General features: G+C 41.5%; 14 protein-coding genes. 2 read left to right on the top strand and 12 right to left on the bottom strand.

Annotated elements, in window-relative coordinates; all coding sequences use genetic code 11:
- Positions 1 to 91: 91 nt before the first annotated feature.
- Genes ACYQ2O_RS05170 through ACYQ2O_RS05155 form a run of 4 tightly spaced genes read right to left on the bottom strand, consistent with a single transcriptional unit; the run spans position 92 to position 5918 of the window.
- A complete protein-coding gene (locus tag ACYQ2O_RS05170; protein ID WP_459796137.1) occupies positions 92 to 1081 on the bottom strand; it encodes a hypothetical protein in 990 nt (329 codons plus the stop codon).
- Positions 1082 to 1093: 12 nt separating this feature from the next.
- Positions 1094 to 4714, bottom strand: coding sequence for a BREX system P-loop protein BrxC (gene brxC / locus ACYQ2O_RS05165; protein ID WP_459796136.1), 3621 nt, complete (start codon positions 4712 to 4714; stop codon positions 1094 to 1096).
- 20 nt (positions 4715 to 4734) lie between these two features.
- Positions 4735 to 5316, bottom strand: coding sequence for a DUF1788 domain-containing protein (locus ACYQ2O_RS05160; protein WP_459796134.1), 582 nt, complete (start codon positions 5314 to 5316; stop codon positions 4735 to 4737).
- Entirely contained in the window at positions 5313 to 5918 is a 606-nt protein-coding gene (locus ACYQ2O_RS05155) for a DUF1819 family protein (protein ID WP_459796132.1), read from the bottom strand. The genes ACYQ2O_RS05160 and ACYQ2O_RS05155 overlap by 4 nt, the downstream gene beginning before the upstream one ends.
- A 182-nt stretch (positions 5919 to 6100) precedes the next feature.
- On the opposite strand from ACYQ2O_RS05155, the gene ACYQ2O_RS05150 reads away from it, so the two are divergent.
- Positions 6101 to 7915, top strand: coding sequence for a GmrSD restriction endonuclease domain-containing protein (locus tag ACYQ2O_RS05150; protein ID WP_346023687.1), 1815 nt, complete (start codon positions 6101 to 6103; stop codon positions 7913 to 7915).
- Between the two features lie 312 nt (positions 7916 to 8227).
- Here the strand turns inward: ACYQ2O_RS05150 and spxB are convergent, their stop codons facing one another.
- Positions 8228 to 10066, bottom strand: coding sequence for a pyruvate oxidase (gene spxB, locus ACYQ2O_RS05145; protein ID WP_459796130.1), 1839 nt, complete (start codon positions 10064 to 10066; stop codon positions 8228 to 8230).
- Positions 10067 to 10265: 199 nt separating this feature from the next.
- On the opposite strand from spxB, the gene ACYQ2O_RS05140 reads away from it, so the two are divergent.
- A complete protein-coding gene (locus tag ACYQ2O_RS05140) occupies positions 10266 to 12188 on the top strand; it encodes a right-handed parallel beta-helix repeat-containing protein (protein WP_459796129.1) in 1923 nt (640 codons plus the stop codon).
- Positions 12189 to 12382: 194 nt separating this feature from the next.
- Here the strand turns inward: ACYQ2O_RS05140 and ACYQ2O_RS05135 are convergent, their stop codons facing one another.
- The 7 genes from ACYQ2O_RS05135 to ACYQ2O_RS05105 all read right to left on the bottom strand — a co-directional run bounded on the left by ACYQ2O_RS05135 (position 12383) and on the right by ACYQ2O_RS05105 (position 21037).
- The gene (locus ACYQ2O_RS05135) at positions 12383 to 14293 is read right to left on the bottom strand and encodes an endonuclease MutS2 (protein ID WP_459796127.1); all 1911 of its coding nucleotides are present in this window, start codon (positions 14291 to 14293) and stop codon (positions 12383 to 12385) included.
- Positions 14294 to 14810: 517 nt separating this feature from the next.
- Positions 14811 to 15329, bottom strand: coding sequence for a hypothetical protein (locus tag ACYQ2O_RS05130; protein ID WP_459796126.1), 519 nt, complete (start codon positions 15327 to 15329; stop codon positions 14811 to 14813).
- 66 nt (positions 15330 to 15395) lie between these two features.
- The gene (locus ACYQ2O_RS05125; protein WP_459796138.1) at positions 15396 to 16238 is read right to left on the bottom strand and encodes a DUF5050 domain-containing protein; all 843 of its coding nucleotides are present in this window, start codon (positions 16236 to 16238) and stop codon (positions 15396 to 15398) included.
- A 60-nt stretch (positions 16239 to 16298) separates the two neighbouring features.
- A complete protein-coding gene (locus tag ACYQ2O_RS05120; RefSeq protein ID WP_459796125.1) occupies positions 16299 to 16856 on the bottom strand; it encodes a hypothetical protein in 558 nt (185 codons plus the stop codon).
- A gap of 441 nt (positions 16857 to 17297) precedes the next feature.
- Positions 17298 to 19238: a BglG family transcription antiterminator gene (locus ACYQ2O_RS05115; protein WP_459796124.1), complete on the bottom strand. Its 1941-nt coding sequence runs from the start codon at positions 19236 to 19238 to the stop codon at positions 17298 to 17300.
- A 92-nt stretch (positions 19239 to 19330) separates the two neighbouring features.
- The gene (locus ACYQ2O_RS05110; protein WP_459796122.1) at positions 19331 to 20716 is read right to left on the bottom strand and encodes a glycoside hydrolase family 1 protein; all 1386 of its coding nucleotides are present in this window, start codon (positions 20714 to 20716) and stop codon (positions 19331 to 19333) included.
- A gap of 12 nt (positions 20717 to 20728) precedes the next feature.
- The gene (locus tag ACYQ2O_RS05105) at positions 20729 to 21037 is read right to left on the bottom strand and encodes a PTS lactose/cellobiose transporter subunit IIA (protein ID WP_346023656.1); all 309 of its coding nucleotides are present in this window, start codon (positions 21035 to 21037) and stop codon (positions 20729 to 20731) included.
- Positions 21038 to 21193: the final 156 nt, after the last annotated feature.

The raw sequence follows: 21193 nt of genomic DNA, 5'->3' as shown, positions 1-21193 counted from the left end.
GCATACCAAATGAGAACGACATTTACCACTTCAAGCTATCGCTTGACCGAAATTCATCTCCCACTTTCACTGGTGCTTCGCACCCATACGCTTAGAAGTGGGAGACTTCTTTCGGAATTACGTTAAATTGTATCAATCTCTGCAAGATTATATCCAGGAAAGATACTTGTTCTATATCTAAGTGAGGGTCTTTTAAATTTTCTAACTGCTTTAAAACTGCTTCTTCTTGCTCTGCATCATCTAAGTAATAGTTAAGAGACGATCTGAATTCTTCATCAGGGTGAGATTCTAACCACAGTCTTCCAAGAGAATTATCCACCATGTATTCTACTATCCAACGGGGTGTAAACAACTGAGTAGCCGGACCAATTTCCTTTTTCCCAATTTTTTTATTTTTCTTCAGATTTTTAAAGACCTCATCTTTTTCTTCTGAAATATAAAACTGATACAGCCAGCCGGCAATTTCTACTTCTCTCCAGCTCTCTTCATCGACCATATTTACAAGGTCTCTAATGACACTGTTCTCATTCAGTAAATTATCCGGCAACAGTAAGGCCATGGCATCGGATATCGGTTCAAACACATTGGGTAAGATGTCACCCAATTTATTGCTTTGCTGGATAAGCAGATATTGGTACAGGTTATTCAGTTGATTCTCTTCTTTCAATTTGTAAACATGATCTTTTTTTAAATCCAGTTCATCGGTCAGATGCAATACGTCGGTCAGGGCATCTGGTTCTTTCTTCCCTTCTTTTTCAGAAGACAAAATGCGCATGCCGATAGGGAGGAAATTATTCACTTCCATATAGCGAAGCGCAACGAAGCGGTTGAACCAAGTGTAAGCCGCTTCGCTCATGACAGCTTCATACCCATCCAGAGCAATTTTGTTCTTCAAATGAGTATATAGCTTGCGCTCCCTGTCTCCCATAACCGTTCCGTTAATAATCAGGCCGTCCTCTAATTCTTGTAAAGGTGTAATAGATTCTTTAGTAATACCGAAACTGTATGCTTTTTGTCTGACCGCTTGTTCGATATCTCTGCGTGCTTTTGTCGCAAATTGTTTTAGCTGTGTTTTGTTCACCTTCATACTCCTTTACAGTAGTTTAATAATATCTGCATCGTCCAAATATGCGAGTAATTTATCGCGAAGATTATTCACATATTCGTTGATGTCGTCTTCCGAGCGTAGTTCAGTATAGGCAGTCGGATGAATATCTGCTTTATTGATGATGGCAGATTTTTCTTTTTTGATAGGTGCAACGGGTTTACTTGGTTCAACTTGTTTTGGACGATCAGTTGCTTTTTGTTTTGCCTCAGGTTGAACACTTACTTTGTTTTGCTCATCTTCTAACTGTTTCGCAATATCATTTTTCGCTTTTTCAATTTCTTTAAAAAATGAAACCTTCACAGTACTGCTTAAATCTTTTGCGGATTTCAAGTCTCTTACTGTGCCAGCTGAAGTTACTTCCTGTTCCATATGGCTGAATTGGAACTTCACTTTCCGGTAGATTTTCTGATAAGGGTCATGCCCATTCAGTTCTTCCAATTGTTTTAAAATGTCAGATTGGTCATGCTCGATTTCCTCGCTGATGGGTTTGGCCACATTTTCCAGTTCTTCAGTATATTCAGCATCGAAGCGACTGGTCCACTCATCTAGTTCATTCATTTTACGGTAAGGCTGAGGCATATCTATTATCGTTTTCATCTCATTATAGATGTGAGTGAGTTCGTCATTATCTATATAATTACGGTCTTTCTCAAAGCGATTGATCTGAGATTGCGCTTTGTCATAAATATCACGCTGATTTTTGAAGAATCCTCTAACGTCTTCCAGATCCAGGAAGTCGTCAATCAGGTCTTCACCGACATCGATAAAATGGGTAAGGAAATCACGTGAATCAGTAATTGTTACAAGGCGTTCGACCTGAGTCAGTGTCTCCTGGACTAATTGACGGTCTGGGTAGTGTTCTTCTCTATAGTGACCCAACAAAATGGATAATTCTTTTTCTTTAGTGCTTAATTTATCTGAAAGAATCGCCGACATTTCATCTTCTTTGTCACCAATTGATGTGATACCAAACAATTCGTTAGATACTGTCTTTACTTTTTTGATGAAGCTGGGATCCAGGGTTTCACGTTTAATCACCAGTATTTTGTCCTGAGTGGCTTTTCTAGTGACCTCTCGAACAAAAGCAGTATCATCTGGCGTCAGTTTACGACTATTTAATGTAAATTGAACTTTTTCCAGTTTGATCATTCGAATCAGACTAGCCAGAATATCCAGTTCTTTCCAGCCGTAAGGTTCTATAGTGAACCGTTGAACCAGTTCCAGTAATGTGATGGTCTTGTTCAATTCATTTTGCATATTCAGGTAACTTTCAATTTCTTGAGTGGCCTCTGAGTTTTCATCTTCATAATCTTCGAGCATCGAGATATTCTGATTTGTACATAAACGTTCCAGTTCATGACGGTCGTAGTTTTTCTCTATATACATTAGTTTAGGATAGATTGTAGAAACGAGCATCTGTAATCCCTGACTGATGCGCTGTTCAGGCGATCCACTAGTTTGAACGACCGATCCATTGACAATGATATCCGCTTCATTTACGGCCTCTTTCAATCTGATCAGCGATACTTTTTCCAGCTGGCTTCGCTCGGCAGCTTTACGGCTTCGAATGCTGTCTTGAACAGGTGTCAGTGACTGTGTACTTTGATTTCTTAAGTACTGATTGATTTTCATCCACTGTTTGATTTCTTTAAACGTTTCTTCTTCTGGTAAACGAACGATTATTTTGTCTGATTCACGTTGGGATAAGGCTAAGACAGCTGAATCATCATAATATTCGGAGTAAGACGTAATAAAGCGGACACCTAATGATATGGACGCATTTTTAATCGGACGATCATCGATCCATTGAGACAAGTCCATCAAATAAGACACACCAGGGCGATCAGCAAACGGTTTATAGTCGAATTTTTTCAAATCCAATACTTCATTGCTTAATCGTCTTCCGGCATCCATGATATACTCTGAAGTGGGAATCGAGATGTTTTCAATTTCACGATTGATATCCTGTTCTTCATTGGTCAGGAACAGATATTTATTCCCTATACGCTGGATCAGAAACTCGTCTTCCAATAAATCCAGTGATCGTTTGATTTTCTTATTCAATGCAATGAGATCTTCGTCAATAGATGAAATCATCAGTGTAGTCAAGTTCTTAATGGTGCCCGGCATTTCATCGACATAGCGAACCAGAAATAACAGTTTCAAGACAGCAACATCAAAGTCACCAATGCTGTCATTTTGATCGGCTTTAATAATCGTTGAGCGAACGGAATGTTCCAATGCCTGTTCGATGTTATCGTAAAAGACATAAAACGGGACAAGAGTATTCAGGTCCTGATCTTTATACATAATAGTCGCCTGTTGAATAGACTCAAGAAGGTTACGTTCACCATCCGATAAATGTTTCCCAGCAGAGCCATGCTCTCTTATACCCGTAAATACTTTTTGAAGAAGATTAAACTGATACGGCACAAACGGATAGACTTTAGAGAAGTCATCGCTGTTCTGGTAGAAACGCATCGTAGCAGCATCTTCAAACTCCAGCTTGTTTTTCAGCACGATTTCATTTTCAGTGTAAATAGATAATAGTTTGGAATGAGCTTCAGCTTTTTTCTCCAATAATCTGATTTTAATGACTTCGTCTGCATTGGCACTACTTAAGCTGACACGTGTATTAAAACGTCCTTGTATTTTAGAAAAGTCAGTGGAAGACATCTCTTCACTTAGACTGTTGATGTCCTGCTGTGAAGTGACTAGTACCCATACTTTTCCATGACAGTATTTGCCTAAATCTTCAACGACAGTCTGAAGATTCAGCATCAGCTCTGTGTTGTCAGCAATATACTGGCCAACTTCATCCACTGAAAAAATCAGACGGTAGTTGTCTTCTTTTGTGGACACATACTCTTTGATCCGTTCAGCAAAACGTTCAACTGAAATAGAATAACTTTTTTCTCCATTATCAAGCCAGCGTTCAGCACTTTCTTCTGAACTGTCCATTGCTTTAGCTAATGCTGTAACGGTTTCGTCGAAATGATAAAAGATTGACTCTCGCTCTGTTTGCCAGTCCATCCCCGTCTCTTCTTCAAAATAAGCTTTGAAATCTTCATATTGTCCTTTTTTGTCGAGTGTTTCTTCCAACTCTGCTAACCAGGGAATGCTGGCTGAATAGCCGCGCATTTCGTTAAATACTTTGTTGAACACTTTGACGATAGCTGTCTTGTTTTGTTTGCTGTCTGAATCCGCCTTGGAATCGATGTTGAACAAGACAACTTCACTAGGATAACGAGTCGAATTTTCCATTTGCTTATGTAATTCTTGCCCATTCACTTTTTCCTTGAAGAAATCGACAGGTCGTTTGCCGTCAGCTTCTATATCTGACTGCAGAAGATAAGACAAAATTTTTAGAAAGTGTGATTTGCCGGATCCGAAAAATCCTGATATCCATACACCTACTCGGTCTGTTGGCTGATTATAGGCTTTGTTATATGCAGTATAAAAGGTCTCAAAATGACGCTTTAGTTCATCAGTAACTACATATTCTTCCAGTTCTTTCTTCATGACGGCTTTATCCTGTTGTCCAATTTTAATGACTCCTTGGATATCACGCGTAATGTCTTTTTTAAATAGCTGTTCTATGTTCATCGTATTTTCCTCCCTTGAGCTTAATTTCCTATCAGTTTAAATGCTCTATAATAATTATCGTCTAAAAATCGTGAGAAAAGCCTCAAACTGCCATTTTCATATCGCCCAGGATAAAATAGGATAAGTGGTTTCTTCTCCACAACAGTCTGCAGGTTATTGAGGACTGTATGAGAACGGATAACTGGATAGGCTTTACCGACACCAGTCAAGAAAATCATTGCATCCTCATCCATATGTTCCTTAATATAACTAACGATCCAGTCGTCGTTAGTCGCTAATCTCAGTGCTTTTTTCATTTTGTCATACAAAAATTCACTGCCCTTTTTCTCTTCCATCTTGAAGTTTTTGTCCATATATCCTCTTTGACGGAAAAATTCTAAAACGACCTCATACAAATCAAATTCCTGAACTGTGACTTCATTATTTTCCGAATGAATGTGTTTTTTTAAATAAGGAAGAGCTTCCCTCACAGCCAGTTCATCCTCCGGTTCGTAATCAAAGATATAGAAGCCAACCTCATTTCCTAAGCCTTTGTTGGTCATGAACTTAGGATCAGCTAACTTCTGATTTAATTCTTCCAGCCTTACAGAAATTGGCCTCACTGTAATACCTCCCCTAGCAATACTTCTACAAGCAGTTTTTCTTTGTGGTTTATTAAATAGCGTTCGACATCTGGGGCAATAATAGGACGGTGCAGAAATACCTTTTCATCTCCACTATCGGCATAATCGGCGTCCACTAATGTCTGGTGATAAGCGTTAGTTAATCGCTCACAGGTTATCTCTTTCCACTTTTTAACTGTGTCATTTTGTTCCGCTTTTTTATCAAAAAAAGTCAGAGTGTCCTGTCTGTGTACAACATAATCAAGTGTCAACCACTTGTCAAATACAACTTCTCTCATCCACTCATAAAAAAGCTGATCTTTGCTTAAAATACCATAAAGCAGAATAAGCTTGCTCGTCTGTGAATCACTGCTTAGAAAACTTTGAAATAAATCATCATCCAAATAAGCTAGTCGTTTTTTAATTTCATGATAAAACCTATTTCGTCTATCTATACTTTGCAAGCCTAACAAGTTGTCATCTACAACTTGTTTTTTTATCTTATCATCTTCCAATCCTTCCTCAATTAAAGAAGCAATCAGTTTAGTTTCTCGATACAAGAATGGTCGAGTATTCAAAGTAGTTGTGTACTTTTGTGTCATTACCTTTCGCCCTTTTCTAAAAGACTTTAATACTACTAAGTATAACACTTTAGGTAATGTTCATGAAGAGAAGAATTAAAGTCTAGCTTCAATTTCTGTAGTTTTTGTAAGTATGTTTAAATACTGTTATATACCAAGCTTTTTTTTGTTATAATTGATCAAACACATTTAGGAGGTTGAGTATGAAAGAGAATTTTCATGTTCACAACTACTCATTAAATAATTTACTTAATTATGTGGAAACAGATACAATAGCGGTTCCCGAAATACAACGCCCATTTGTGTGGAAAGCTAAACAAGTGAGAGATCTTATTGATTCATTGTATAATGGGTACCCTATTGGCTACTTAATTACATGGTCAAAACCTAATGTTAGGACACGCCATGGTCAAGTATCAAGTGGTCATCAATTACTGATAGATGGTCAGCAAAGGATTACTGCTTTAATGGCCGCTGTAATGGGGAGAGAAGTAATCAATAAGAAATATCAAGAAAAACGAATTAAGATAGCATTCAATCCATTAGCTGAAGATGATGAAGAAGCTTTTGCAGTTCAAACTCCTGCCCATGTTAAAAGTTCCAATTGGATACCTGACATTTCTGTTTTAATGAATGGGAGTTTTGACCCCTATATCTTTATTCCAGAATACTGTGAAAAAAATAGCGGCATATCTCCACAGGAAGTGTCACCAAAGATTCAGCAGCTAATCAATATCAAAAATATTCAAGTTGGAATTATCCAGTTATCGAACGAGTTAGAAATTGAAGAAGTAACAGAGATTTTTATTAGAATCAACTCTAAAGGGACTACGCTTAACCAAGCGGATTTTGCTATGTCAAAAATCTCTTCTGAAGATAAACTTAATGGTGCTATAATTCGTAACGCCATTGATTATTTCTGTCATGCTTTTGAAGATTCTTCTTTCTATAAGTACATCACAAGTAAAGATAAGAAATTCTCCAGTTCAGAATATTCTCGTTATGTAAAGTGGGTATCAGACAAAAGTAATAATCATATTTATACTCCAAACTACAGTGACATATTACGAGTTTCATTCATGTCTCAATTTAAAAAAGCTAAACTTTCAGATTTAGTCAGTCTTCTTTCGGGTAGAGACTTCAAGCATAGGACTTTCTTAGAAGAAATTGCAGAAGACAGTTTTAAAAAACTTGAACTGGCACTGCATAACACAATGAATGAACACAATTTTAAAAGCTTTGAATTGACTTTACAATCTGCAGGATTCGTAAATAGTAAATTGACTAACTCACAATTGACATTAAATTTTTCCTATGCACTTTACTTAATTTTAAAAAAAGACTCTTCTATGAACAAAATGGAAATTACTAATTTTATTCAGAAATGGTATGTTCTTACTACCCTTACAAGTCGCTATATTGGTTCGCCAGAAACTACGATGAATAGAGACTTACGTTTAATTCAAGAAAGAGGATTTATAGAATTTTTCAAAGAAGTTGAAAGCGCAGAGCTTTCTGATACTTTTTGGGATGTTGGGTTAGTTCAAAACATGGAAACTAATTCAGCAAATAGCCCCTACTTTAATGTTTATAAAGCAGCAATGATACGCTCTAATAGTCAAGGGTTCCTAACAAAAGGAGTCAACACTAAAGATTTACTTGATATTATTGGAGATATTCATCACATTTTTCCAAAAAATTACTTACAGAAGAATGGATTTGATAATAGAAATGAGTATAATCAAATAGCTAATTATACTTTTCTATTTAGAGAAGCTAACATTCAAATTGGAAATAAATCTCCTAATGAATATATGAGAACAATTATAAATCAGATAAGTTCTAAAGAAACTGTTATTGGTGATATCATTGAAGAAAGTGATTTAAGAATAAATTTGGATCAGAACAGTATTCCGCAGGACCTACATGCTATGGATGCTACAGATTATCTAGAATTTCTAAAAATTCGCCGAAAATTGATGGCTGAAAAAATTAAGGAGTATTATTATTCTCTTTAGATAACCATCTTAATCAGGTAATATTACCTATATTGAATAATATCGAATTAAATACTAAAAGCAGTCTATATCTGATAATTTTAGATATAGACTGCTTTTATATGCATAGATATTGAATTCTGCTTTCTATAATCATAGTATTAAATAACTATATAAGAATTCGATGTAGTGATTAAGATTGAAGATCTGATAATGATACTAGTAGAAACCTACTTCCTTTCTTAATGAATGTCACTCCTGTATTTTGATTATTAGTGTTTATAGCAAACTTAAACAATAGTTGAAATAATCTAATTTGCTTATGCAAGTCTATTATATCTGCTCCTCGGTATCCACCTTCGAATTGTCCAGTGTAGATTTGTTTTGACGCTTCTGAACGAATGACTCCATCCCTTCATCTTTTAGGAACTGACTGAATGGTACAAGTTCCTCTGCTTCGTACCGTTCTTTAAATGCTCGAATCTCTTCTTCTGAATATAAGGCTGGATCTAATTCCAGTGCTTCAGCCGGTATCGGACGATCATCAGTGATTTTTACATTAATGACTACTGTCTTTCCGGATTTCTCTAAATCAACAGCTTTCTGGAAGACGTCATGCAGGTCGCTGATTTCACTGACCGTCAGTCCAACAGCGCCTTGAGCTTCGGCTATCTTAGCGTAGTCCACTGACTGGAAATCGACGCCGTAATAATAGTGATTAGTGTCCTCCTGCTCGGCTTTGATGAAGGCATACTCCTCATTTGAGAATACGACATGGATGCTTGGCAAATTGTACTGAACACACGTGACGATATCCTGCATCACCATTGAAAATGCCCCATCTCCTGTCAGATCCCACACCTGTCTGTCAGGGAAGGATTTCTTGGCGGAAATGGCACCGGGAAGTCCATTACCCATTGTCGCAAACACACCTGATGTGCGCCACATGTTCTTAGGTGACATCTTCAAGTGACGCACGGATGTCTGGGTGGTATTCCCAACGTCAATGGAATAGATGGCGTCGTCGTCCGATACCTGGTGGATGGCCTGGTAAGCCTGATAAATCTGCAGCTTTCCATCCTTTTTGTTTTCCAGCTTGTCGATATAAGCAGACCAGTTCTTGATGTTATTCAGGTTGGCACGGTACCAGGCGCTTTCCGTTTTTTCGGAAATCTTTTCAGTGATCGAACGGATGACTGACCCGGCATCGCCTAATATGGCAACGTCGACTGGGTGCCTCTTCCCTAGTTTGTAAGGATCGATATCGATCTGAATGAATTTGTCGACGTTGTCGAACACACCAGTCACTTCTGTGAAGGGATAATTGCTGCCAGCGAACAAGACGACGTCCGCTTCGTCGAACACTTCTACTGCCGGTTTTCTGGAGACCCTGTTGGCTGAGCCTAACAGTGCTTCGAAATCATGCGGGAAGGTGTCATAATTGATTCCTGTTACCGCAACGGGTGCCTTCAGTTTGCGGGACAGAGCCATGACGGCGTCACCGTTTCCACGAGTGCCGATTCCAGCATAAATGACCGGCCGCTTCGCATTTTCCAGTATTCTTGCCGCTTCTTCAATATCCGTCTCTTCAGGAATCGGATAAGGCGGTGTCCGGTGGGCATTTGCAGAAGAATACCAGCCTTCCCGGTCGATTTCTTCCCAGCCGTAACTCACGGGTACTTCGACTGCCGCCACGCCTTTACGGGTAATGGCTGTACGTATCGCTTCGTCGATAATTTTCGGCAGCTGTTCCGGATAGGCCACACGTCGATTATAGATAGCCACGTCTGCGAACACTGGGTTGTGGTTCATTTCCTGAAAGGCATCCATGTTGATTTCATTTTCAGCCCGCTGTCCTATGATAGCAAGCATGGGCACGCCGTCTTCTCTAGCATCATAGAGCCCGTTCATCAGATGCGTTGCACCCGGTCCACCTGACCCTAATGCGACACCGATCTCTCCACTGAATTTATACTGCATCGAAGCAGCCAGTGCACCGACTTCTTCGTGACGTACCTGAATGAAATCAATAGCCGTCTCTTCATGTTTCAGTGCGTCCATCCACGAGTTCAGCGATCCGGCGGGTAAGCCATAGATCTGCTTGACACCCCAGCTTTCCAGCACCTTGACTGCGGCAACTCCTGCTTCTATTTTATCTGTATTATTAGTCATCAGTCGATCATCCTCCTGTGATTGGTAAATACCTCTACTTTCAATTATACTCCACTTGTTTGTATATCAAGACTACTATGCATAGCGAGGAGAATACGATGTAAAAATCACTAATATTGTCCACTTAAACACTTTTTATGGTCTGTTATGATTGCGCTGTCAGGACTATAATAAGGCATAATGACTAGGAGGAATGTAAATGGCAACAGTGTATCATGTTTCTAAACAAGGATCAGATAGCGCAAAAGGCTCAGAAGCGGAACCGTTTCTGACTATAAACAAGGCAGCATCAGTAGCGATTGCCGGCGACACCGTTATCGTACATGAAGGCGAATACCGTGAATGGGTCAAGCCCCAGCATCCCGGATTAAGCAACCACAGGCGTATCACCTATCAGGCAGCTGAAGGGGAAAAAGTCGTCATCAAAGGATCTGAACAGATCACCAGCTGGAAAAAAACTGAAGGAACCGTCTGGAAAGCCGTTCTTCCAAATGAATTCTTTGGTGACTACAATCCGTTCAAGGAAGAAATTTACGGCGACTGGGTAGTCGACAACCCCGGCCGTCACTTAGGTGAAGTCTATGTTAACGGGAAAGCTTTTTATGAAACAGTCTCATTAGACGATATTAAAGATCCGGTCGTCCCTTCTGAAGTGGTGGATCACTGGACGCGTACCACTGTTCCGGTTCATGACAAGGATCAGATGAAATATGTCTGGTACGGCGATGTCGGTGAAACGGAAACGACTGTCTATGCAAACTTCCACGACTTTGATCCGAACGAGGAACTGACAGAAATCAACGTCCGTAAGAGCTGCTTCTTCCCTGACAAGACGGGTATGGACTATATCACCGTCAGAGGATTTGAAATGGCCCAGGCAGCGACACCTTGGACGCCACCGACTGCTGACCAGCCGGGACTGATCGGTCCGCACTGGAGCAAAGGCTGGATCATTGAAAACAATATCATACACGATGCGAAATGCAGCGCGATTAGTTTAGGTAAAGACAATACGACTGGTGACAACCACTACACCAAGCGTCAGGACAAACCGGGCTACCACTATCAGATCGAAACTGTATTTGAAGCTCACAAAAAAGGCTGGAGCAAGGAAACTGTCGGTTCACACATTGTCCGTCACAATACGATCTATGACTGCGGACAGAATGGTGTAGTCGGTCACCTTGGCTGTATTTTCAGTGAAATTTATGACAACCATATCTATAACATTGCGGTCAAGCGTCAGTTCTGGGGTCATGAAATTGCCGGCATCAAGCTGCATGCGGCGATCGATACACAGATCCACAACAACCGCATCCATGACTGCTCACTGGGCATATGGCTGGACTGGCAGCTTCAGGGAACACGAGTCAGCCGCAACATCTTCTACCGCAATAACCGAGACATCTTTGTAGAAGTCAGCAGCGGACCGTTCCTGATCGACCATAATATCCTGACTGCCGACTATGCTCTGGACAACCACGCGCAAGGCGGAGCTTACGTGAACAACATTGTCAGAGGACATATGGAACACCGCAAAATGCTGGACCGCTCTACTCCTTATCATGTGGCTCACAGCACAGATCTTAAAGGAATGGCTCCGGTTTACGGTGGAGACGACCGCTGGTTCAATAACATCTTCATCGGAGACGAAGGACTTGAAGAAGTCGGTACAGCTCACTACAAAGGCTATACGACGTCACTTGAGGAATTCATTTATGATGTACATCACCAGCCTGGCAGTGACCACGAAGCATTTAATGTCGTTGAACAGCCGGTCTACATCAATCAGAATGTTTACCTGAACGGTGCTGAACCGTTTGAACGTGAAGAAAACAACCTGGTATCCGGTCATAACCCAGACATCAAGATCAGTGAAGAAGGCAATGAGGTCTACCTTGAAATCGATCTGCCTGAAGGATTTGAGAATCTGCTTGGCGGCGTTCACTCCACTCAGACACTTGAACGTGTCCGTCTGGCTGACGCTGAATACGAAAATCCGGACGGAAGCGACGTCATCATCAACACTGACCTATTAGGCAAGGTCAAAGACGGCGATTCTGTACTGGGCCCAATCTCAGAACTGAAAAGCGGACATAACCGCGTTAAGATCTGGGGCTAAATTGAATAGAAAAGTTTCACGCGCCGTTCAGCCTTGACAAGAAAATAGGAAATTTACCCCGAATGAGCATACTGCGCAATGGGTAAATTTATCTTTTTCTCGAAAGGCTGGCACGTGAAACTAGACAACAATTTAGCTACAAAAAAGAGCATCAGTCCAAGTCGACTGGTGCTCTTTCCTTCATCTATGTGTCTTCACGACTTATTCATTCGTCTGTTCCGCATCTCTTTATCCAGTGCTTTATGCGCTCTTTTCGACCCGCGCTCCAGGTCTCTTTCCCGTTTTCTGACGTGGTAGTCGGTGAACAGGCCGTCCAAGTCGTACCCGTCCGGATAAAGTTGACTGGCTCGAGCGTTCAGTGTTACACGTTTACGCCTGACCTCATGGATCTCGTCTTCCACAAACACTTGAAGTGTCTGCTCTCCCTCGTCTGAATACACGAGCCCGATGGTGTCCCGGTCTGTCAGGAGCACACGGTCCCCTTTCTGAAAGCGCAGCGATGGTTCCAGTCTAGCTGAACCTGTTTGCTTCTGGCTGGCTGGTTTGAAAGACTGTTTCTCAGTAGAGTAGGATTTGTTCTGAATATATAGAGCCGCCTTATTGATCAGCTTGTCCGGCATGGCCATTTTTCTGGCGATCCATAAAGCCTGGCTCTCCCCCACTTCCCCTACTCTTAAAATATATTTAGGCGTCAGAGTCTCCCTGTCGAAGGCCATAGCGGCGGGAAGGATGTCTTCATGATCGGTTGCGAACTGCTTGATCTCCCCGTAATGGGTCGTCGTTACAACCAGTGCTCCTTGCTTGTACAAGGTCTCCATAATCGCGATTGCCAGAGAAGCTCCTTCATTTGGTTCAGTCCCACTGCCCAGTTCATCTAACAGGACCAGGGTATGACGCCCGACCTTTGTCATGATCTCCGAAATGTTTTTCATGTGACCGGAAAAGGTGCTTAAGGCATTTTCGATTGCCTGTCGATCTCCGATATCAACGAATATCTCGTTCATTACAGCGATCTCTGTTCCTTCTGCTGCAGGAATCTGCAGGCCGAACATCGTCATAAGAGTCAGGAGGCCGACTGTTTTTAATACGACAGTCTTGCCCCCGGCGTTGGCACCAGTAATGACCAGTCCACGGTATGTCGTGCCCAGTTCAAAATCCAGCGGCACACTCTCTCCTTTGATTAATGGATGACGACCTTTTCTGATCATGATTCGTTCCTCTTTGTTCACGCTAGGGGTTATACCGTCAATCGATCGGCTATATTTTGCCCTTGCGAATAGTGTATCAAGAAGTGTGACCAGTTCAATTGCTTCATTGATGGCTTGTTCAGCCTCAAAGAGGGTTCCGGTCAGCTCAGCAAGGATCTGATACTCCTCCGCCTGCTCTTGAGCCTTAAGCAATGCAATCTGTTCATTCAGTTTGGTCACTGCAGACGGCTCAATATAAACGGTCGTCCCTTTGCTTGACTGATCCACGATATTTCCTGAAATCTTGTTCTTATAAGATGATTTAACTGGAATCGTGTAGTGTCCATTTTTATTGACAATCAGACTGTCCTGGATCATCGACCGATTCGTTGAACTCGAAAGGAACTTGGTCAGTCTCGTTTCAATTTCTTTTTCTTTGTCACTGATGTGCTTTCTGATCTTCTTCAGATTGCCTGAAGCATCATCGGCAATGCTCTGATGATGAATCTTCTGATAGATTGTGTCTTCGATTCGCTTGAAGCTGGTCAGCCCTTTGGAGTAGCTGTATAGCAGCGGAGTCTGGTACTGATTTTTTTCAAAGAAAGTCTGGATCATCCGGTTACTTCTGAGGAAATCCGCGACCTCTGTCAGTTCTTCAGGTGTCAGGAGCATGCCTTTCGTCACATGGTCCATCAGCCGCTTGATCTGAGTCAGCCCCATGAACGGCACGTGCTGGCCGCTGTCGATGATGAGCCGTGCCTCAGTGGTTTCCTGGAGCTTCGTTTCTACTGTCTGAAGGGTTGTGTCAGGAGTAGTGTTGTCTATAATTGCCTTGGTATAATCACCGATGGCATAGGTTTTAACCTCTTGTCTAATCTGGTTGAACTGGAGGTTTGTCAGTGTTTTATTGTCGATCATTCTTCTCTTCCTTTCGTGAAAGAGATACCTGTACAGGAAATAATAAGATCGCTGAATATTATATTTGGGTACACAAAAAGACGACAGCAGTCATACTATCGTCTTAGAATTGATATTCTATAGGGTTCGACAGGTATCACTTAATAAGCATGCCAAATAAACCTTAATGGTACGGGTTTTTCTGGCTATTCAACTTACTGGGTTAGATACCTTTTACACTCACAAAATTATCTCCGTTCAACTGGATCTTAGTTATTTCCATCTGTACTATAGCAAGCACGGTCTGATCTGTCAATATTTTACGTAAAAACATATGCTGCTCCTTAATTAATATTATAATTTCTCAGATTAAAATTATAAAAAAATAATAATAAGGACGTATGTTTCTGTTTATTTTGAAATATCATAAACGACCTGATACTTTTATTGATTCATATAATCCCCATTTTTGTGAATAATTTATGTACAAAAACGATGGAGTTTAAGCTCCATCATCTGAGTATTATTTATAAATAGTTCAGTCTCTTTCAAACGCACCCTGGTCGAAATAAGGAGTGAACAGCTCTACGAGGTCGTCATATAAAGCCGGAAAGTCATTGGACCCGACAGATTTCACACTTTCCCTGTCATCGAAGATCAGTCTGAGTTCCCACTTCGTTCCGTCAAGAATAGCAGAGTCATTGTATTCATCTTTCCAGTCGAGTACGAACAAATAATAAAACAGAGTCTTCTTGATAGTCATCCATTCACTTAACATGATCCTGAAGCGCACGGTTCCTCCGTCTGTTTTGCTGAAAGGTGGTGAAACAGTCAAGTCTGCATAGCCGTCCCTATCTTCTATTCTAATGGACTGGTAACCGGAGAAAAAGCCACCATGAGAAAAAAAGACTTCGTCACAATGCAGTTCCGGACTGTCCTTAGCCCCACCAAAAGACTGGCCACACACCTGGCAGATATATTTACTGGCAGCTTGCGTTTCTCCACTATTTTCTTCCGCTTCCGCTTGTCCGCAATATGGGCAGTGTTTATCTGACATGGGTCGTCACCTTACTTTCCTATTATTTACAAAGATCGCTTACTGAATCTAAGCAAACGGGAATAATTAATCGTACAGCTCAATCAGCTCACCGCTCGTAAGATTATAACTCATGACGGTATTATCTGAATAGTCATTTACCAGTGTAAACAAGAGGTGATCTTCAATAATCGTCAGGTTATGAATATTTCCATAGGGATGGATCCGGGTTTTAGTTCCTCCATCATGATCTGATATAAAGAGTCCACGATCCACATTTGAATAGACGTGGCTGTTCTGTACATAAATAAATGCATCGTCAGTCAAGGTATATCTGTCGATAGGACGCTCAAGTACTCGGGTCCGTACACGACGAGTTGAGGAATGAACGGACTGCTTCGTCAGATAGCCTTCGGAATCGATGTAGTAGTAATGATCATTAAACCGCAGAAGATTGGAAGCATATTCTTCAATAATTGTTTCACTCTCGCTGCCGTCAAGGCTGAATCGCATGACCTGGTCAAAAGTACTGACTAGCAGTTCATCTTCATAGACGGTCAGATCCATAGCTTCAATATCGGCTATGCGCTTAAGATCCTGTCCATTCAAAGTCATACTAAATAAGTTATTATTCCCGGAGTAATCAATAAAATACAGGCGGCCATTCATCACGTTCAAATTCATGGCATATCCGATATCATATAAAGTTTCCCGGTCCGATCCGTCCAGACGCACTCTTCTAATTTCATGTCCAGCTGTGTAATACAACCAGTCTCCAGCAATATTCAAATCAGATAATGTGACCGATTCTTCAGAGGCATTTAATAAACGTTCAAATTCAAGGTCCTGACTGGTTCTGATCAGTGACTGATAATTATGAATATAGAAGATATCCTCTTCATGTTCCACCGCCACTCCCTGATTGTTGATGTTCTGAGGCGTACTGCCTGCCCCCTCGTGCTCGAAAACTTCAGCCAGGTTATTATCGGCCTATACGTTGTGCCGAAGCATATTGATGTTGAACATCAGCCTGGATTCGCTCAAAAAAGGGAAAGAAACGACGGTGAAGACAACAACTTTCCAAATCATTGAGGTCCATCCGTGTTTGCTTTCATCTTTAGTTCCAGTAACCGATTGTTCAATCATTTCCACATATTTCAATGGACCGGTTAATTTAATTCGCCTGTCATTATACGAGATCGTTACCTTGTCATTAATCATAAATCTGAAGGGTGAATCAAATCTAGGTCGGACAACCAACGTATTGTCGTGCCGGTCAAACTCTTCCCATTCCCCATTTCTTATGTAGTTGTCAAGGTTCTCTCTATTACTCAGTGATATGTACTGGTCTATCTGTTTATAGTTATCATGAAGTAATTTGACGCATAGTGCAAGATAACTGATTGATGTGGCTAATGTCATCGGTAAAGTGCTGTTGAAAAGACCTTGAAACGCTAGATTGATTAGAAAATACCCCGGCAGAAACAGAAACAGCCCTGCTCTTATGGCCAGGTTTAAGAAATTAATCGTTTTATCAACTTTAGACATGACCTGTATCCCTCCTTCTAAAAAAAACTGATATATAAATGCTTATTAATTTCATTCATTATATCAGAAGGCGCTCTTATGTTAAATGGGGCTGAAGGACTAAATGAAGGTTTGGAAGAAAATCTTGTCGCTAATTGTAGTTCCTCAGACATAGTAAGTTTAGTTAAGATTTCCTCTATACTCTGAAGTGGATTCTGGTAGGTATAGACTGTAGTTCAAAACCTAAATGTCCATCTGAACTTCACTGCATCTTTGAACAATGCAATTCAGACAGACTGAATGTAATCGAAGTGCATTATAAGAGCTGCAGAATGTAGTTTAGAAACGTTTTGCTAACTGAACTTTATTACGCTCGATCCCCTTCTAAAATCTGCACTGAAACATATTAAAAACAAAAAAAGCTCACCAGCAGCCTGGCAAGCCCGGTATTTCTATTCGTGATCAGTCAGTAATAAGATAACTGGTAAACTCCTGGTACGATCGAGCTGATAACAGCCGATGGATCAAGGCGGAGTCATTAACGATGCGTCCCAGTATATCATACAAGTCCTGAAGGTTCTCCTGGCTGTCTTTCTTGACGTTCAAAAGGCAGACAAACTGTATTTTCCGTTCGCCCCAGTCGATCGGCCGCTTTAAAGTGCAGATTGTCAGGAAAGTCTGTTTTGACTGTGGCGAAATCGGGTGCGGCACAGCGATCAGATTTCCATATGCCGTCGGTGCGATTTCCTCACGATCATAAATCAGCTGCTTGTAATGATCAGGCAGACTGTCGACTTGAGAAGCGTGTGCTGCCAGAAAATCGATGACCTCTTTTTGAGAGTTGAGCGACTTATTTAGAAAAACATTACGCTCAGGCAGATAGTCCAGTACTTTATCTTTATTGGAAGAAACGAACTGGTCAATCCTGATGAGATCCTTACTTCCAAGAATCGCGTTTACTTCGATGACCGGCACAGGAAGTGTCTCTTTGATTGGTACCGAACTGATAATGAAATCTGTGTCCTCAAACGGGATGTCCTTGACCTTATAAAACTCAGTCACTCCAAGAACTTTGATCAACGATCGGAACTCTGCTTCCACCCGGTATCGGATCAACTGTGCGCTGCCGACACCGGAAGCACAGACAATATAACAGGTTTTCGGCCGGTTCTGGACTTTCTTCCGTTCTATCGCTGCGCCTATGTGCAGGGCGATATAGGCGACTTCATTTTCATCGATCGACACTCCTAATTCTTCGTTAAGGGCTAGAGAAGCGATGATGCCCGCTTCAAATGCCAGCGGATAATTATTCTTGATGTCTTCCAGCATAGGGTTTCTAATGTTCATATTGAATTTGTAGCGGTTCATGGCCGGTTTCAGATGAAGCCCAAGTCCCAGTTTAAGTTCCTCGTCTTCACTGATCCCAAGTGCATAGCGGTCTTCAACAGCATGGAGCATTTTCTCGGTCAGGCTAATGATCGTTTCATCCATGATTTGCTGGACATCATTTGTAAGAAGTTGGTTTTCTGTGACCAGTTTTGTTCCCAACAAATGTATCGCAATATAAATAATTTCAACTTTCGGAAAATCCACTCCTAAAGTCTCTTCGATTTTACCGATCAGCTGCTTAGCTACAGTAAATTCCTTTTTCATTTCGATGTCCTGAATTTCCTGCTGAACAAGGGCCACATGATGGCCTTCTATGATCCGCTTATAAGCGATACTGATATGAACGAACAGATTATTGATCGCAATGTCTGACAGTGTGATCTGATTTTCTCTCAGTTCATCCAGCAGAACGACCCATACCTCGTTCAGCTTATCATTGGACAAGCCAACGATCTGTGCCAGCTGATCCATCCAGATCAGATCTGGAGATGAGCTGTTCCTGTTGAACAGATACTCGGACATCGCAAAGCGGCGATTCAGCTCCGATCCTGTGAGAATCATGCCGTAGTTGGGCTTACTGTCAATCTGAAGATCATGTTTCTCGAAAATGCTGCGCAGGATTTTCAAGTCGCTTTGAAGCGTTGATTTTGATACATGCATTTCTTCTGCAAGATCATCTGCTTTGATATACGATTCAGACAACAGCAGGCGTTTCAACATATAGTAGATCCGGCTGTCGGGTGTCGTCGGGATCGATTCTTCTGAAGCGTCTGACTGAATCAGCTCGTTTAAAAATGATCGGAACGATGCACTGTCTTCAATGATCAGATTATACCCTCTGCCACGTTTGGCTATAATTTCTGCCCCGTGACCGGCCAGCTCATCATTCAACGCTTTAATGTCTTCTCTGATTGTGCGAGACGTCACTTCCAGCTTGCTTGCTAGATAACTGCCGGTCAGTGGACGGTCGGATCCCATCAGCTCTTTCAATATGCGATCGGCGCGTGATTCCAATGGTTTCACTCCTTTCATTCGTAGTTTTAAATAATGATTTGCATATACACACAAAAGCGCAGCAATCTCCATCGCTACGCTTGGTGTGTGAGTTAGGCGTTAAATCCGTTCTGTATTGATACGTCTGCAAACCAGTACGCACTCTTCTTGGCTGTGCGCTCCCCTGTTTCAAGATCGACAGAGTAAAATCCATATCTGTTCTTATAAGCGTTCATCCATGACCAGTTATCCATAAAGGTCCATAAATGATAGCCTTTCACATTACAACCTTCTTGAGAAGCTTTGTGTAGCCATTTCAGGTGGCCACTGATAAAGTCAATACGGTAATCGTCTTCGATACGACCGTCTTTAAGGAAACGGTCTTCATCTTGAACACCCATCCCGTTTTCAGAAATGAACGATTCAATGTTTCCATAATTATCCCTTAGATTAATCATTATATCATAAATACCTTTTTCGTAAATCTCCCATCCTCTATACGGATTCATTTTTCGGCCGGGCATCTCATAGTTATCGAAGAACCAGTCCGGCATGAAAGGTGAATAGGGATTAGGCAGGTGATCTTTGGCTTTTACACGGCGCGGCTGATAGTAATTTACACCCAGCAGGTCAACAATATTGTTTTTAAGCAAGTCCTTGTCTTCAGGCTGAGTCTCAGGAAGATGACCGTGTTCTTCAAGCAGACTGATCAGGTCTTCCGGGTATTCCCCTTTAACAGCCGGATCAAGGAGACTTCTATTGAAGAACAGGTCACAGATGTGAGAAGCTTTCAGATCTGCCGGATTCTGACTGCGTGGATATGAAGGGGTCAGATTCAAAACGATCCCTATCTTCCCGTCCTGTTCCTGATGATAGAGTTCCACCACTTTAGCATGTGCAATCATTGTATGGTAGGCCACTTGGATGGCGCGTCTGGCATCAACCACATTCGGATAATGGAAATCATAAAGATAGCCGCCTTCCACAGGCACGATCGGTTCATTGAAGGTAAACCATGTCTTTACTCGGTCTCCGAAGAGGTCGAAAGCAATTTTTGCATAGTCGACATACGCAGCAATGACTTCTCTGCTTTCCCATCCGCCTTTATTCTGCATCTCGATCGGCATGTCAAAATGGAAAAGGTTAACGAAGGGCTCAATATCATTAGCCAGCAGTTCGTCGATGACATTACTGTAAAAAGATACGGCTTCCTGATTCACTTCACCCTGACCACCAGGGATCAGACGCGCCCATGAAAGAGACAGTCGGAACGTATTATGACCGATTTTTTTCATGTTCCGGATGTCTTCTTTATATCGGTTGTAAAAGTCGGAAGTCTGATGTGGCCCTACACCGTCAAAGAATCGGTTCGGTTCATTTTCAAACCAGTGGTCCCAGATCGTCTCACCCGATACGCCATTTCTGCTGCCTTCCATCTGTGTCGCTGATGCGGCACTGCCCCACCAGAAACCTTCCGGAAACTGATACTCTACTGTCATTTTAACGTCCTCCTACTTGAATTTATATAATTCGATGATTTCTACTGCCAAGTCTCTGACGGTCATTGCAGTCATCAGATGATCCTGCGAGTGTACCAGAATGACATTAACTCCCTGTCCGTTCCCTTGGGCTTCCTGCTGAAGCAGTTCTGTCTGAAATCCGTGAGCTTTTCCAAGTTCTTCACCGGCTTCTTTTAATTTCGCTTCGGCTTCTTCAAAGTTGCCTTCTTTTGCTTCCTGTATAGCTTCCATTGCACTCGATTTGCCGTTTCCGGCAAACAGAATAATCTGAAATGCAATCTCGTTCATTTTGTTATTCATAATGGTTCCCCCTGTTTTTTAGAAGTTACTGTCAAATTTTTTTGTTCTTAAAGGTCTATAACCGTTGTTCTATCAAGGAAAAGACAAAAAACACTTGCCCCTCCCTCATTTATCGGTAAAATAGTAGGTATCCGACTACCAAACTATCCCCAGAAA

This window comes from Alkalibacterium sp. m-11 (genome assembly GCF_054658155.1).
This window is presented reverse-complemented; position numbering and strand designations above follow the sequence as displayed.

What these genes read in the sequence shown, in the direction of transcription:
- ACYQ2O_RS05150 (WP_346023687.1), top strand. Translation starts at nt 6,101, where the DNA reads ATGAAAGAGAATTTTCATGTTCACAACTACTCATTAAATAATTTACTT.
- ACYQ2O_RS05110 (WP_459796122.1), bottom strand. Translation starts at nt 20,716, where the DNA reads ATGACAGTAGAGTATCAGTTTCCGGAAGGTTTCTGGTGGGGCAGTGCC.
- ACYQ2O_RS05140 (WP_459796129.1), top strand. Translation starts at nt 10,266, where the DNA reads ATGGCAACAGTGTATCATGTTTCTAAACAAGGATCAGATAGCGCAAAA.
- brxC (WP_459796136.1), bottom strand. Translation starts at nt 4,714, where the DNA reads ATGAACATAGAACAGCTATTTAAAAAAGACATTACGCGTGATATCCAA.
- ACYQ2O_RS05130 (WP_459796126.1), bottom strand. Translation starts at nt 15,329, where the DNA reads ATGTCAGATAAACACTGCCCATATTGCGGACAAGCGGAAGCGGAAGAA.
- ACYQ2O_RS05135 (WP_459796127.1), bottom strand. Translation starts at nt 14,293, where the DNA reads ATGATCGACAATAAAACACTGACAAACCTCCAGTTCAACCAGATTAGA.
- ACYQ2O_RS05155 (WP_459796132.1), bottom strand. Translation starts at nt 5,918, where the DNA reads ATGACACAAAAGTACACAACTACTTTGAATACTCGACCATTCTTGTAT.
- ACYQ2O_RS05105 (WP_346023656.1), bottom strand. Translation starts at nt 21,037, where the DNA reads ATGAATAACAAAATGAACGAGATTGCATTTCAGATTATTCTGTTTGCC.
- spxB (WP_459796130.1), bottom strand. Translation starts at nt 10,066, where the DNA reads ATGACTAATAATACAGATAAAATAGAAGCAGGAGTTGCCGCAGTCAAG.
- ACYQ2O_RS05120 (WP_459796125.1), bottom strand. Translation starts at nt 16,856, where the DNA reads ATGTCTAAAGTTGATAAAACGATTAATTTCTTAAACCTGGCCATAAGA.